This window comes from Novosphingobium sp. NFX11 (genome assembly GCF_057376415.1).
The window spans coordinates 3,088,102-3,102,302 of record NZ_CP080384.1 but is presented as its reverse complement, the minus strand read 5'-3'; the positions used below and the strand labels follow the sequence as shown (position 1 = coordinate 3,102,302).

Sequence of the window (14,201 nt, the reverse complement as noted above, 5' to 3'; positions counted from 1 at the left end):
CACACATGCCAGTGGCATCAAACGGCCGCAATGGGGCGTAAGCCGCCACAATTGCATCAACCCACCCGGATCGGCGGCAGCACGTCCAGCCCCGCATCCCCAGCCTCGTCCACAAGCCCTTCCGGGTCGGGATGGATCAGGATCTCGGTGCCGGGAAATTCCGCCTTCAGCCGCGCTTCCAGAGCATCCATCACCTTGTGCGCCTCGCGCACGGTCATGTTCGCGTCGACCCAGACGTGGAACTGCACGAAATCGCGGTTACCCGACGTGCGCGTGCGCAAGTCGTGGACGCCGGTGATGTCGGGGTTGCGGGCGAGCACCTCGAGGAAGCGCTCCTTCTTTTCCGCCGGCCACTCGTGGTCCATCAGCTGGTCGAGCACCTCCTCGGACGCCTTCCAGGCGCCCCAGGCCAGCCACAGCGCGATGCCGAGGCCAAACAGTGGGTCCGCGCCCGAAACGCCGAGGTACTGGTCGATCACCAGCGCCGCGATCACCGCGACGTTGAGCAGCAGGTCCGACTGATAATGCACGCTGTCGGTCGCGATCGCGAGGCTGCCGGTCCGGCGGATCACATGGCGCTGCCAGGCGATCAGCGCGAACGTCACCACGATCGCCGCCAGCGAGACGCCGATGCCGGTGCCCGCCGCCTCGACCCTTGCGCCCGCGAAGAAATCCTCCACCGCCCGCGCGGCGATGCCCAGCGCCGAGATCGAGATCAGCACGATCTGGAACAGCGCCGCGATCGCCTCGGCCTTGCCATGACCGAAGCGGTGCTTGTCGTCGGGCGGGTGTGCGGCGATCCACACGCCCAGCAAGGTCGCCACGCTGGCGACGAGGTCAAGCGCGGTGTCGGCCAGGCTCCCCAGCATCGCGGTGGAGCCGGTGGACCATGCCGCCCAGCCCTTGATCGCGATCAGCAACGTTGCCGCGCCGATGCTGGCGAAGGCTGCGCTGCGGTTCAGAGCGCCCCAAGAGGCCGAGGCGTCGCTCACGGGTAGAGGAGGCTGCTGGCCCAGCCGTCCGGGCCATGCTCGAAGCGGCGGCGCTCGTGGAGGCGATAGGGGCGGTCGTGCCAGAACTCCATCGCCTGCGGGCGCACGCGCCAGCCGCCCCAGTGCGCGGGACGCTCGACCTCGCCGCCCTCGAAGCGGGCACGCACGTCCTCATAGCGGGCGAGGAAGGTTTCACGCGAATCGAGCGGGGCGGACTGGTCGGACGCCACTGCGCCGAGCTGCGAGTCGCGGGCGCGCGAATGGAAATAGGCCTCGGCCTCGGCCTCGCTGACGGGCGAGAGCGTGCCTTCGATGCGGATCTGGCGGCGCAGGCTCTTCCAGTGGAACAGCAGCGCGACCTGCGGGTTGGCGGCGATCTCCTGCCCCTTGCGGCTGTGGCCATTGGTGTAGAACACGAAGCCTGAGGTGTCGTAGCCCTTCAGCAGCACCATGCGCACCGAGGGCTGGCCGTCCGGCGTCGCGGTGGCGAGCGCCATTGCGTTGGAATCGTTGGGTTCCGTCTCGCGCGCTTCATCGTACCACTGCGTGAACAGCGCGAAGGGATCGCCATGCGGGATAACCTCGCGGGCGTCGGTTTCGGAAGGATGCGCTATGGTCACTGTGCGAATTCCTGCGTTTCGAGATGGGAACCCTTGCGCGGATGCCCGGTTGCACGGGAGATGGCCTTGATCGCGGACAAGTCTCCTGTGCGAACTAGGGAACGCAAACGTTCCGCGCAACCTGCGAGAGCGCTTGTCCAAACCCGCCACGCAACCTAGCTAGGGGCATCATGGCAGCAGATCCCTATACCACCCTTGGCGTGCCCCGCGGTGCGAGCGAAAAGGACATCAAGTCCGCCTACCGCAAGCTGGCGAAGGAACTCCACCCCGACACCAACAAGGACAACCCGGCGGCGGCCGCGCGCTTCAACGACGTGACGCGCGCCTACGACCTGCTGTCCGACAAGACCAAGCGCGCCCAGTTCGACCGGGGCGAGATCGACGCCGAGGGCAACCCGGCCAGCCCCTTCGGCGGCGGCTTCGGCGGAGGCGGCTATGGCGGCGGTCCCGGCGGCCAGCGCGGCTTTGGCGGCGGCTTCGGAGCCGAGGAAGGGATCGACCTCGAAGACATCTTCGGCGGCATCTTCGGCGGCGGCGGTGCGCGCGGCGGTATGGGCGGCATGGGCGGCGGTCGCCGCGCCGCGCCCAAGGGCGCCAACGTGAACTACCGCCTTGCCGTGCCGCTGACCGACGCGGCGGAACTCAAGCCCCAGCGCATCACCCTGTCCGACGGCAAGACCATCGACCTCAAGCTGCCTGCGGGCGTCGAGGACGGCACCCAGATGCGCCTTGCGGGCAAGGGCGAGCCCGGCCCCGGCGGCAATGGCGATGCCACCGTCACCGTCCACATCCAGCCGCACGCCTTCTTCCGGCGCGACGGTGACGACTTGCGCCTCGACCTGCCGATCACGCTGGACGAAGCGCTGCTCGGCGCCAAGGTCAAGGCGCCGACGCCTTCGGGGGCGGTGATGCTTTCGGTTCCGGCGGGCTCCAGCTCGGGCAAGGCGCTGCGTCTCAAGGGACGCGGGATGACGCGCAAGGACGGCACGCGCGGCGACCAGTTGATCACCCTGCAGATCACGTTGCCCGAGGGGGACGCAGACCTCGCCGCCCGCCTCGAAGGCTGGCATGACAGCCGCGACGTGCGCGGGAAGTTTGGCGTCTGATCCTGACCATGAGGCGCTGAGCAAAAAGCTGCGGCGCAAGGCGGGACCGGGCACCCGGACCTTCCGCGTAATCGGCCGCGTCGTGTCGGGCACCTGGGACGACGGGTTCATCCATGCGGGCAACCTTGCCTACATGAGCCTGCTGTCGCTGTTCCCCTTCTTCATCGCGCTGGCCGCGATCCTCTCGGCGCTGGGCGAGCAGGACCAGATGGGCGCCTCGATCGACACCATCCTGCGCGCCCTGCCTCCGCGCGTGGGCGACGTGCTGCGCCCGGTGGCCCACGACGTCGCCGCCGCGCGCCATGGCTGGCTGCTGTGGATCGGCGGCTTCCTCGGCATGTGGACCTCTGGCAGCCTGATCGAGACCATCCGCGACATTCTCCACCGCGCCTACGACGCGAAGAAGCGCCACCGCTTCTGGCGATCCCGGCTGGTGTCGAGCGCGGTGATTTTCGGCTCGGTGCTGCTGCTGCTGATCTCACTGTCCTCGCAAGTGCTGCTCTCGACCGCCGAGACGGTGCTGGCGACGCTGTTCCCCAGGCTCGACAGCCTCTCCGAGCAAATGGCGCTCACTACGGCGATGAGCGGAGGCGGCATTTTCGTCTCGATCTATCTGCTGTTCTATCTGCTCACCCCTTCGGCATACCAGAAGCGGCGCTACCGCAAATGGCCCGGAGCGGCGTTCGTCACGCTATGGTGGCTGCTGGTCGCCTGGGCGCTGCCGAAAGTGTTGCAGAGTTTCCTCATGTACGATTTGACGTACGGAAGCCTCGCCGGAGTGATGATCGCGCTTTTCTTTTTCTGGCTTGTCGGCTTAGGGATGGTCATAGGCGCGGAGTTGAACGCGGCGCTCGCGCAGGCGAACGAGGGTACAGGTGTCCCCGTGGAATTCGGCGCGGGTTCCGGCCCGGCGAACGGGCCCAACGATTAAAGTGGTTACAGGAAGAAACGAATGACCGGTCTGATGCACGGCAAGAGGGGGCTCATCATGGGCCTCGCCAACGACAAGTCGCTGGCCTGGGGTATCGCGAAGAAGCTGCACGAACAGGGGGCCGAACTGGCCTTCGCCTATCAGGGCGAGGCGCTGGCCAAGCGGGTGAGGCCGCTGGCGGAAAGCCTCGGCTCCGATTTCCTCATCGACTGCGACGTGTCGAACATGGACGCGATCGACACCGCCTTCGCCACTCTGGCGGAGCGCTGGGAGACGATCGACTTCGTGGTCCACGCCATCGGCTTCTCGGACAAGAACGAGCTGCGCGGCAAGTATGTCGACACCAGCCTCGACAACTTCCTGATGACGATGAACATCTCGGCCTACTCGCTGGTCGCCGTGACCAAGCGCGCGATGGCGATGATGCCGAATGGCGGCTCGATCCTGACGCTGACGTACTACGGCGCCGAGAAGGTCGTGCCGCACTACAACGTCATGGGCGTGGCCAAGGCGGCGCTCGAGGCCTCGGTGAAGTACCTCGCCAACGACCTCGGCCCGCAAGGCATCCGCGTCAACGCGATCTCGGCCGGCCCGATCAAGACGCTGGCCGCCAGCGGCATCGGCGACTTCCGCTACATCCTCAAGTGGAACGAGCTGAACTCGCCGCTGCGCCGCAACACCACGATCGAGGACGTGGGCGGCTCGGGCCTGTACTTCCTGTCGGACTTGTCCTCGGGCGTGACCGGCGAGACGCATCATGTGGACTCGGGTTACCACCTCGTCGGCATGAAGCAGGAAGACGCACCGGATATCGCGCTGGCCTGAGGGCTGGACGATCCGTTGAAATTAAAAAGGCCGGGGCTGATGCTCCGGCCTTTTCCATTTTCGTCGTCCCGGACTTGATCCGGGACCGGTGGCTGTCTTTAGAAGTAAGCGATAGGCAAGGCACCCTGCCGTGGGCCGGGTCGGTCTCGGCCAGCGGTCCCGGATCAAGTCCGGGACGACGAAGTCTCAGCGAACCTCCGCCGCCTTGGCCGGAGCGATCACGTCCACCTTCACCTTCTCCGGCGTGCCGGCCTTCACGAACAGTTGCCATGACGAGACCGCCAGCACCGCCGCCAGCAGCGGCTGCAGCACTTTGTCCGGCGCGCGGGAGGACAGGTAGCTGCCCACCACCACGCCCGGAATCGAGCCGATCAGCAGGTTGGTCAGCAGCGTTCCGTTGACGTCACCCATGATCCAGTGCCCGGTGCCCGCGATCAGCGTCAGCGGCACGGCATGGGCAATGTCCGACCCGACGATGCGCGCCACCGGCAGGCGGGGATAGAGCACGAAGAGCACGGTGACCCCGATCGCTCCCGCCCCCACCGAGGACACCGAAACGGCCACACCGATCAGCGCACCCAGGGCGATCGTGCCGCCGAGTTCCACCATCGGCGAACGCTGTGCGGCGCCGTCATGGGCATGGCGGAACAGCCACTTGCGCCCGATGACCGCGAGCGAAGTCAGCGCCAGAAGGCAGGCCAGCGAGAGGAGAATGACGTGCTCCGTGGACTTGCCGACCGAACCCATCCGGGCCATCACCAGCAATGTCACCACGGCGGCGGGCACGCTGCCCATGGCCATGCGGCGCACGATCTTCCACTCCACGCTCTCGCGCGAGCCGTGAACCGCCGATCCGGCGATCTTGGTCACGGCGGCGAACAGCAGGTCGGTGCCCACCGCCGTCTTGGCGCTGACGCCGAACAGCAGCACCAGCAGCGGCGTCATCAGCGAGCCGCCGCCCACCCCGGTCAATCCGACCAGCAGACCGACGAGCAGCCCCGCGATGGCATGGAAAAAATCGATCGAACCCGTCACGCCCATCGCGAACCCGTATCCTTGCCTGGCTTATGTTGTCGGGCGCCGTTCCAGCCGGTTTGCCCGCCCAAGACAAGCGGAATTCGGGTTTCAGGGGGTGAAGAGGGGCTTGTGAGGCGTCTGCCCCAGCAAAACCGGAACCCTCCTCAACTCGTCATTGCGAGCGTAGCGAAGCAATCCAGGGAGTATGAAACCGCTCTGGATTGCTTCGCTACGCTCGCAATGACGAAGGTCTGGCGCGTTACTTGACGCTTGGCGGCGGCGGGGTAGCGCCGGCAGCCGCATCCTGCTGCGCCTCCTGGCGCTGGCGCTGCTCGAAGTAGGCCTTCTCCGCTTCCTCGACCCGCGCCTGGTCGGCGGCTGCATCGGCATCGATGGTGGAGAGGCGCTTTTCACGTTCGGCCTGGATCAGTTCGCTGAAGCGGACCTCGGAACCGTTCGCCTTCTCCGCGTAGGCACTGTTGATGAGCTGCTGCGTGCAGCCCAGCCAGCCGCCCGAACCCGTCGGCGAACAGCTCTGCGTGCCGAATCGACCCACGGTTTCGTAAGCCTGAACCTTGTTCGCCCATGCCTCGGACTGGGGCTGGTCGATGCCGCGCAGCGGCTCGGGGATGCGGTAGCGTTCCTCCTCGGGCTTGCGCGCGCAGACGGTGATGTCGCCCGAGGCCGATTGCGGGCACGGATCGTCGCCGTAGATGATCAGCTGGTTGACCTTCTCCCCGCCCGGATCGGTAAGCCCGGCGTCCTGTGCGAATGCGGCGGGCGCGACGGCTAGCGAAAGAGCGGCAGCTGCAGCAGTGAGGAGAAGGCGGGTCATCGGTGGCTCCAGCAGGTATCGGCCCGGAGGCGTCATGATCGGGTCGCACCCGATATAGGCAGGCTACGGGTTGAATGACAGCTTAAGAGCGTTTTCTAATCGGGTGGAAACACCCGATGACTCGGAAAACGCGGCAAATACAACCAGACAACCCGCGAGAGGTCAGATCCGTTCCGACAGCTTGATGGCCACGCGGCAGCCCATGCGGATCGCGTGGAACAGCAGCGGATAGGCCGGGGCCTTCTCCGCGCCCGCCGCCAGCGCGGCATCGCGGTGCTCGCGCTCCTCGTCGCGGAACTTCAGGATTGCGGCGCCCAGTTCGGGGTCTTCGTCGCCCAGTTCCTCGAGCTGCTCGGTATAGTGGCGGTCGATCTCGGTCTCGATCGCGGCGGTGCAGGCCATCGCCGCCTCCGGCCCGATCAGTGCCGTCGCCGCGCCCAGCGCAAAGCCCGCGGCCGACCACACCGGCTGCAGCAGCGTCGGACGCACGCCGCGCTGCGCGATCATCGCGTCGAACTTCGCCTGATGCTCGGTCTCCTGCGCGGCCATGCCGGCGATCTCGGTCGAGTGCGGACCGCGCGTGCCCATCACCGCCAGTTGGCCCGCGTAGATCTGGTTGGCGCCGAATTCGCCCGCCTGATCGACCCGCAACATCCGTTCGCTGCGCTTGCTCATCGCGTTCATCTCAAGCCTTTCGGTCGCTGCGGGCGATGAGGGCGAAGACCGCCAGCGCGCCCAGCGTCGAGAACAGGAAGTTGAAGCCCGCCAGCGAAATGCCCAAGAGGCTCCACGGCGCCACGTCGCAGCGGATCACCGGCGCCTTCATGATCGCGTCGAGCGGATCGCCGCCTGCCGCGAAGGGGCTGGCGGTGCAGGCGGTCACGCCTTCCCACCACTTATATTCGACCCCGGCGTGGAAGCCGCCGATCAGCCCGGACACCAGCACCGCCAGCGCCGCGACGGCCACCAGCGGGCGCACCGGCCGCCAGAAGAACGCCAGCAGCGCGAAGACGATGGCCAGCATGTGCGGATAGCGCTGCCACCAGCACATCTCGCAAGGGTTGAGCCCGAACACGTACTGGCTCACCAGCGCCCCGCCGAGGGCGATAACGGGAATGCCAAGCGCCAGCATACGCGCGGCGCGCACGGACGGTGCGGCGGAAACGGCCATGCCCTTCGTGCCCCTGCCGTCAGTTCTTGGAAACGGCGGCAAGCGCGGGCTTGCCCGCCGTACGCTGCAGCGTGGAGATCGCGTAGTGCAGCTGGAAGTCCTTGATGCCCTGCTTTTCCAGTTCGGCGGCGGTCACCTTGAAGCGCGGATCATCCTGCTTGTCGGTTTCCAGATCCTTGTCCTTGAGCGCCGCCTCGTTGATGAGGTGGCCGCGCAAGTCGGACTCGCGCACCGCACGTTCGGCGCGGGCACGGGCGTCGGGATCGGACAGCTGCGGAACCTTGATGTCGGGGGCGATGCCGCCCTCCTGCACCGAGTGGCCGGAAGGCGTGTAGTAGCGCGCCGTCGTGATCTTGATCGCGCTGTTCTGGTCGAGCGGCAGGAACGACTGGACCGAGCCCTTGCCGAACGTGCGCTCGCCCATGATCACCGCGCGGTGCTGGTCCTGCAGTGCGCCAGCGACGATCTCCGAAGCCGAGGCCGAACCCGCGTCCACCAGCACGACGACCGGCAGGCCCTTGGCGACGTCGCCCTTGAACACCGATTCGGCGCGGTAGAACTGGTTCTCGTTCGCGTTGCGCCCGCGCTGCGAGACGATGTCGCCATGGTCGAGGAACAGGTCGGACAGCGCCACCGCCTCGTCCAGCGAACCGCCGGGGTTGGAACGCAGGTCGAGCACGAGGCCGGTCAGCTTGCCGCCCTTCACCGCCGCCTGCTTCTTGAGGTCGGAGATGGCGTTGTTCACGTCGTTACCGACATCGCGCGAGAACTCGTTGACCGAGATCACGCCGACGTTGTCCTTGAATTCCCAGGTCACCGGCTCAAGCTCGATCACGCCGCGCGTCACGGTGACGTCGAACGGCGCGTCGCGGCCCGGACGGAAGATCGTCAGGCGGATCGAGGAGCCAGCCTCGCCGCGCATCTTCGATACCGCCTCGTCCAGATCGCGCTCGTAATAGAGCACGCCATCGAGGTGGGTGATGTAGTCGCCCGCTTTCAGCCCCGCCTTCTCCGCCGGGCTGCCCTTGAACGGCGAGACGATCTTCACCGCGCCGTCATCCTCGACCACCGAGAGGCCGAGGCCGGTATACTTGCCGTCGATCATCGTCTCCAGCCGCTGCAGCGACTGGCCGTCGAGGTAGTTCGAATGCGGATCGAGGCTGGCCAGCATGCCGTCGATCGCGCCCTTGAGCAGCTTGTCGTCGCTCACCTGGTCGACATAATTGTCCTTCACGATCTGGTAGATCGTGAAAAGCTTGTCGAATTCATGGCTGGTGCGCGTGTCCACCGCCGACAGGCCAGAGGTCGCCACAGGCAGCACGGCCACGGCGGAAACCAGCAGGGTAGCGCGGATTAGCGGGGCAATCTTCATCGGGCGTGATGCCTCTTCAATGCGTCGGTCCGGCGCGGTGGCCGGCGGGGTTCATGACCGTCATCCTATCGTCCGATGACCGTGAACGCCAGCGGAACGGCAGGATTTGCGTTCATATAGGAGGCATCAGGCTAATTGCCCGAAAAAGCGGCATCGTCGTCCTCCACCCTCTACTTTCGTCATTGCGAGCGAAGCGAAGCAATCCAGGGCAGTCTCGCGTCGCCCTGGATTGCTTCGCTTCGCTCGCAATGACGAATATCCTCCTGCGCACAAGGCTACGATCAGCCCTGATGCGGAACGACGCCTTACAATGCCCGGATATACTGAAGCGGATTGACCGGCGCCCCGCCCTGCCGCAGCTCGACCATCACGCGCGGATCGCCCGGCCCGGTCACGCCGATCGGAGACCCGGCGACCACTTGCGCACCCACTGCCACGTCCAGCCGCGCCAGGCCCGTGACAAGCGAGGTCCAGCCGCCGTCGTGCTCGATGATGACGATGCTCTGGAAGCCGCGATACGGCCCCGCGAAAGCCACTCGCCCCGGCGCCGGAGAGACCGCCTGCGCATACGCGCGCGGGGCCATGACCAGCCCGTTGGAGCGCGCCTGCCCCGGCGCATCCTCGCCGAATCCGGTTACCAGCCGCCCGGTCACCGGCAGCATGTAGCTGGACAATCCCTCGGGCAGCGGCGTGAACTGCCCGGCGCCGATGACTTGCGCATCCTCCGGCCGGGCGGGCCGCATGATCGGCCCCGGCAGCGCCGCGAGGCTCGCCCGCAGTTCCCCCTGCCGGCCGACCTGCACCACCAGATCGCCCAGATCGCGCGCCTTCTCCGCCAGCGCCAATGCCCGGTCGCTTTCCCGCGCGGCGATACCGCTGGCTTCGCGCCCGGCCAGCCGCTGGCGCGATCTCGATGGCGGCGAGTTGCCCGCGCCGCTCGCGCATCTGCGCCTGCGCCTGCGAGAGCCCGGCCGCGGCGGCCTTGGCCTGCTGCTCCAGCGCCCGCCCACGCTCGATCGCTACCCGCAGGCCCGCCGTGCGCGCCTCCACCTCGGGCAGCATCGTGTCGAGCAATGCCCGCATGTAAACCGCATCGCGCACCGATCCCGGCCGCAACAGGGCCAGCAACGGAGGCCGCCGCGACAGCCGCTGCAATGACCCGGTGAGTCGCGCCAGAGGCCCCTGCTTCTGCGCTAACTGCGCCCTCAGGCCCTGCCGCTGCGAAGCGATCAGCCGGATCTGCGCGCGCTGCACGGCGATCTGCGCATCGGTTTCCTGAATCCGCGCGGCGATGGCGGCGGCCTCACGCGCAGTGGTCTCGGCCTGCTCGGTGACTTCGCGGGCACGCGCTTCCAGCTTTTCCGCCCGCTTGCGAGCCGCTGCACCTTCGCGCCGGGCGGCGATCATGTCCGCCTGCGCCTGCCGCGCATCGACCGCCGGGTCGAGCACCGCAAGCCCGCCCTGCTGCGTCAGCGCCTGCGTGGCAAACGCAACGGAGCCCAGCGCGGTGACGGTCAGGAGAATGCGGTGGGCTGGCTTCACGGCGTCGTGTTAGGACAGCCGGAGTCACGCGGGAAGAGACGAAATGCGCCTTTATCCTCCCTGTTCCGCAGGAATGGGGAGGGGGACCGCCGACGAAGTCGGTGGTGGAAGGGAGAAGACCCCTCCGTCGGCGCTTCGCGCTGCCACCTCCCCATTCCTGCGGAACAGGGAGGATAAAATGCCTTCACCTTGGATGGCGCGCGGCCAGCGCAATTCCGGCAAGGTTCTGCTCACGCTTGATCCACCGTATGCGCGCAGGACGAACCTGAGCCGCCAGCGCAAGGAAGCGCGCCGCGTGCCGCCCCGGGCCATGCCCGTCGCGCAAGGCCCGGTTGGCCTGACGCACAACCTCCACCGCATCGCCGATCAGCTCGACCTGTTCCAGCCCCTGCTCCCGGCAGAGTTCCAGTGCATGGATCAGCGCCAGCCACTCGGCATCGCTGTTGGTGCCGCAGCCGCAATCCTCGAAGACATGCGCCACCCCGCGGATCACCACGGCGACCTCGATGGGGCCGGGATCCGGGCGGCAGCCGCCGTCGAAGAAGGCCTTCAGGCGCTTCATCCCATCTCCCCGGTTTCGTCATTGCGAGCGCAGCGAAGCAATCCAGGGCCGCGTAAACCGCCCTGGATTGCTTCGCTGCGCTCGCAATGACGGATGAGTCGGCGCTTCATCAGCCCGAGCGGTGGTAAGGATGCCCGGCAAGGATCGCGGTGGCGCGCCACAGCTGTTCGGCGAGCATCGCGCGGACCATCAGATGAGGCCAGGTCATGCGGCCGAAGCACAGAAGGTGGTCGGCCTGCGCCCGCGCCTCGTCGCCGTGGCCGTCGGCGGCGCCGATCAGGAAGCGGCATTCGCGCACGCCCTCGTCGCGCCAGCGGCCGAGCAGCGCGGCGAACTCTTCCGAGCTCATCAGCTTGCCCCGCTCGTCGAGCAGGACTTCACGGACCGGGGTATGGGCGGGAGGAGGCACCTTGCCGCCGACATCGGGCAGCTCGCTGTGCCTGAACGGCCAGGTGATGCGCTTCGCGTAGCGATCCAGCATCTCACCCTCAGGCGAGCGGGCGATCTTTCCGCGAGCAATGATGTGCAGCAGCATGGGTTCAGGGTGCAATCAGGCCGGAACGCGGGGACGGAGCAGGGCCCCCGCGTGATTTCCTTGCGATTTTCCGGTCACCGTCGCGACCGGAGGATCATCCTCTAGGCAGCGATCAGGCTGCCCCGGACGGGCCGTCGAAGCCCCACATCCGCTCGAGGTTGTAGAACGTGCGCACTTCGGGACGGAACAGGTGGACGACCACGCTGCCCGCATCGACGAGCACCCAGTCGGCCGCCGGAAGGCCCTCGATACGCGGATGGCCGAAGCCGTTCTGCTTCAGTCGCTCGCCGAGTTTCTGCGCCATGGACGCAACCTGGCGGGTCGAACGGCCCGAGGCGATCACCATGAAGTCGGCGATGCTCGATTTGCCGTCGAGGTCGATCGTCACCAGCTCCTGCGCCTGATCGTCGTCCAGCGACGAGAGCACGAGGTTCAGCAACGGATCATCGCTTTCGATCGTGACCGGAAGCGGGGTGGCGCCGGTTGATTCCGGCTGTAGTTCTGCCTGTGGCATCTTGGTTGGGTTCTGCTCCTTTCAAAACCGACCGGGCAGGATGAAGGCCATCCTGCCGCGTTCGATCGTTTGCCGTGTAAGCCGGGTATGCGGGAAGATGGCCTGAAAGCCGATCATTCCGCCGTTCCGGGGATCAAGTGGTACGTGACCGCGTCACGCGAAGGTCGATCTGAGAACCTTCGTGCCCAGTCCGGATCGGCCTGGCGTATCGCCGTTGCCGACCGCGTATCGGGGTCGAATCGCAATGTCACCAGCGCGGGTGCGCTCCACTCTTCCGGACCGCGAAGACTGGTCAGGGTCTCCGGAATTTCCCCAGCCAGGCCATCGCGGGGCTCGCGAGGGCAGCGCCATCATACCCCGGACGCGCGATTACCGCAATCGGCATGAGTCGGCACAGCGTCCGCCAGTCCTTCCAGCGGTGCAACTGGGCGAGGTTGTCCGCCCCCATCAGCCATACGAAGCGCCGTTTCGGGTAGCGGTGAAGGAGCGCGCGGAGGGTGTCGACGGTGTATCGGGTGCCCAGTTCGCGCTCGATCGCGGTGGCCCGGATGCGGGCGCCCCGCGCCTGCCGCTGCGCCGAACGCATCCGCGCGGCCAGCGGGGCCATCCCGGCCTTGGGCTTGAGCGGATTGCCCGGCGAAACCAGCCACCACACTTCGTCGAGCGCAAGCGCCTCGACGGTGAACAGGGTGACGCGGCGGTGTCCACCGTGGGCCGGGTTGAAACTGCCGCCGAGCAGGCCCGTGACGGGGCCGGGGCGGGTTCGGGTCCGCCTCAGAACCAGATTCAGGGCCGGGCCTGCCCGGTTCCGCGCACCTGCCACTTGTAGGTCGTCAGGCCCTCCAGCGCGACGGGACCGCGCGCGTGCAGGCGGCCGGTGGCGATACCGATCTCGGCGCCGAGGCCGAACTCGCCGCCGTCGGCGAACTGGCTGGAGGCATTGACCATCACGATCGCGCTGTCGACTTCGGCAAGGAAGCGCTCGGCCGATTCCGCGTCTTCGGTAACGATCGCATCGGTATGGTGCGAGGAATGCGCGGCGATGTGCTCAAGTGCCGGTTCGATGCCGTCGACCACGGCGACGGCCAGCACGGCGTCGAGGTATTCGGTGTCCCAGTCCTCGTCGCTGGCGGGCAGCACGCGCGGGTCGAGCGCCTGCGCACGGGCATCGCCGCGCAGTTCGCAGCCCGCGTCGAGCAGGCCGGCAACGACCGATCTCGCTCTCGGGGAACTGGGTGTCGAGCAGCAGCGTCTCCATCGCCCCGCAGATGCCGGTGCGGCGCATCTTGGCGTTGAGCGTCAGGTCGCGCGCCATCCCGGCATCGGCCGAGGCGTGGACATACGTGTGGCAGATGCCATCGAGGTGGGCGAGCACGGGCACCCGCGCATCGGCCTGCACCCGCGCGACGAGGCTCTTGCCCCCGCGCGGCACGATCATGTCGATGAGGCCCGCCGCCGTCAGCATCGCGCCGACCACCGCGCGGTCCTGCGTCGGGACCAGCTGGATCGCCGCCTCGGGCAGACCCACGGTGGCGAGACCCTTCGCGAAGGCGGCACGGATCGCGTGGTTGGAATGGATCGCCTCGCTGCCGCCGCGCAGCAGCACCGCGTTGCCCGAGCGCAGGCACAGCGCGGCAGCGTCGGCGGTGACGTTCGGGCGGCTTTCGTAGATGATGCCGATCAGGCCGATGGGAATGCGCACGCGCGACAGCTTGAGGCCGTTGGGGCGTTCGCTGGAAGCGATCACCTCGCCCACCGGGTCGGGCAGGCCCGCGACCTGATCGACCGCACCGGCAATGCCGGCCAGCCGCGCGGCATCGAGCCGCAGGCGGTCGAGCATCGCACCTGACAGTCCCTTAGCCTCGCCAGCCGCGATGTCCTTCGCGTTGGCTTCGAGAATTTCCCCTTCAGCCTCGCGCAGCGCCGTGGCGGCGGCGCGCAGGGCGGCGGCCTTATCGGCGTCCGTCAGCTTCGCCAGTACGCGCTGCGCGGCCCGGCCGTCGCGGGCCAGTTGCTCGACAAGCGCCTCGGGCGAGAGCGCTGCAGGTTCGGCGGTCAGGGTGCTCTGCAAAGTCATGGGCGCGGCCTATCATTCCAGCGTGCAGTTGTCACCGGAATGCAGCCGCCAAAATGCACGCATGCAATCGATCTCGTATGTCGTCTCACGGTCGCGCCAAGG

Annotated in this window: 14 protein-coding genes and 2 pseudogenes; 3 read left to right on the top strand and 13 right to left on the bottom strand. The window is 67.3% G+C overall.

The features are described 5' to 3' along the window. Positions 1–56: 56 nt before the first annotated feature. Together KZO24_RS15945 and pdxH are read right to left on the bottom strand one after the other, a co-directional pair. Entirely contained in the window at positions 57–992 is a 936-nt protein-coding gene (locus KZO24_RS15945; RefSeq protein ID WP_271182635.1) for a cation diffusion facilitator family transporter, read from the bottom strand. Next, positions 989–1,612 (bottom strand): pyridoxamine 5'-phosphate oxidase, encoded by a 624-nt coding sequence (gene pdxH, locus KZO24_RS15940; protein ID WP_271182634.1) that lies wholly within the window; start codon positions 1,610–1,612, stop codon positions 989–991. The genes KZO24_RS15945 and pdxH overlap by 4 nt, the downstream gene beginning before the upstream one ends. Positions 1,613–1,782: 170 nt before the next feature. Here pdxH and KZO24_RS15935 point away from each other — a divergent pair, with 170 nt between their 5' ends. Genes KZO24_RS15935 through fabI form a run of 3 tightly spaced genes read left to right on the top strand, consistent with a single transcriptional unit; the run spans position 1,783 to position 4,474 of the window. After that, positions 1,783–2,718: a DnaJ C-terminal domain-containing protein gene (locus tag KZO24_RS15935; RefSeq protein WP_271182633.1), complete on the top strand. Its 936-nt coding sequence runs from the start codon at positions 1,783–1,785 to the stop codon at positions 2,716–2,718. Beyond that, positions 2,708–3,649 carry a YihY/virulence factor BrkB family protein gene (locus tag KZO24_RS15930; RefSeq protein ID WP_271182632.1) on the top strand — a complete coding sequence of 314 codons (942 nt, stop codon included), beginning with the start codon at positions 2,708–2,710 and terminating at the stop codon, positions 3,647–3,649. Before KZO24_RS15935 ends, KZO24_RS15930 begins: the two co-directional genes overlap by 11 nt. 21 nt (positions 3,650–3,670) lie before the next feature. Next, a complete protein-coding gene (gene fabI, locus KZO24_RS15925) occupies positions 3,671–4,474 on the top strand; it encodes an enoyl-ACP reductase FabI (protein ID WP_036525594.1) in 804 nt (267 codons plus the stop codon). Positions 4,475–4,660: 186 nt separating this feature from the next. Here the strand turns inward: fabI and KZO24_RS15920 are convergent, their stop codons facing one another. From KZO24_RS15920 to KZO24_RS15870, 11 genes and pseudogenes are all read right to left on the bottom strand, one after another. Further along, positions 4,661–5,515: a sulfite exporter TauE/SafE family protein gene (locus tag KZO24_RS15920; RefSeq protein ID WP_271182631.1), complete on the bottom strand. Its 855-nt coding sequence runs from the start codon at positions 5,513–5,515 to the stop codon at positions 4,661–4,663. A gap of 235 nt (positions 5,516–5,750) precedes the next feature. Then, positions 5,751–6,326, bottom strand: coding sequence for a hypothetical protein (locus KZO24_RS15915; RefSeq protein ID WP_271182630.1), 576 nt, complete (start codon positions 6,324–6,326; stop codon positions 5,751–5,753). Between the two features lie 162 nt (positions 6,327–6,488). Next, positions 6,489–7,010: a demethoxyubiquinone hydroxylase family protein gene (locus KZO24_RS15910; RefSeq protein WP_486486581.1), complete on the bottom strand. Its 522-nt coding sequence runs from the start codon at positions 7,008–7,010 to the stop codon at positions 6,489–6,491. Position 7,011: 1 nt separating this feature from the next. Continuing rightward, positions 7,012–7,497: a disulfide bond formation protein B gene (locus KZO24_RS15905; protein WP_271182628.1), complete on the bottom strand. Its 486-nt coding sequence runs from the start codon at positions 7,495–7,497 to the stop codon at positions 7,012–7,014. Positions 7,498–7,516: 19 nt separating this feature from the next. Next, positions 7,517–8,869 (bottom strand): S41 family peptidase, encoded by a 1,353-nt coding sequence (locus tag KZO24_RS15900; protein ID WP_271182627.1) that lies wholly within the window; start codon positions 8,867–8,869, stop codon positions 7,517–7,519. Positions 8,870–9,174: 305 nt separating this feature from the next. Beyond that, the gene (locus tag KZO24_RS15895; RefSeq protein WP_486486580.1) at positions 9,175–9,879 is read right to left on the bottom strand and encodes a murein hydrolase activator EnvC family protein; all 705 of its coding nucleotides are present in this window, start codon (positions 9,877–9,879) and stop codon (positions 9,175–9,177) included. Positions 9,880–10,595: 716 nt separating this feature from the next. Next, positions 10,596–10,973, bottom strand: coding sequence for a reverse transcriptase-like protein (locus KZO24_RS15890; RefSeq protein ID WP_486486579.1), 378 nt, complete (start codon positions 10,971–10,973; stop codon positions 10,596–10,598). A 109-nt stretch (positions 10,974–11,082) separates the two neighbouring features. Next, the gene (locus KZO24_RS15885) at positions 11,083–11,508 is read right to left on the bottom strand and encodes a 23S rRNA (pseudouridine(1915)-N(3))-methyltransferase RlmH (protein ID WP_008831382.1); all 426 of its coding nucleotides are present in this window, start codon (positions 11,506–11,508) and stop codon (positions 11,083–11,085) included. 112 nt (positions 11,509–11,620) lie between these two features. Beyond that, positions 11,621–12,022 carry a ribosome silencing factor gene (gene rsfS / locus KZO24_RS15880; protein WP_008831383.1) on the bottom strand — a complete coding sequence of 134 codons (402 nt, stop codon included), beginning with the start codon at positions 12,020–12,022 and terminating at the stop codon, positions 11,621–11,623. A 113-nt stretch (positions 12,023–12,135) separates the two neighbouring features. Further along, positions 12,136–12,800: pseudogene (locus KZO24_RS15875) on the bottom strand (nicotinate-nucleotide adenylyltransferase). An 8-nt stretch (positions 12,801–12,808) separates the two neighbouring features. Continuing rightward, positions 12,809–14,099: pseudogene (locus KZO24_RS15870) on the bottom strand (glutamate-5-semialdehyde dehydrogenase). Between the last annotated feature and the right edge of the window lie 102 nt (positions 14,100–14,201).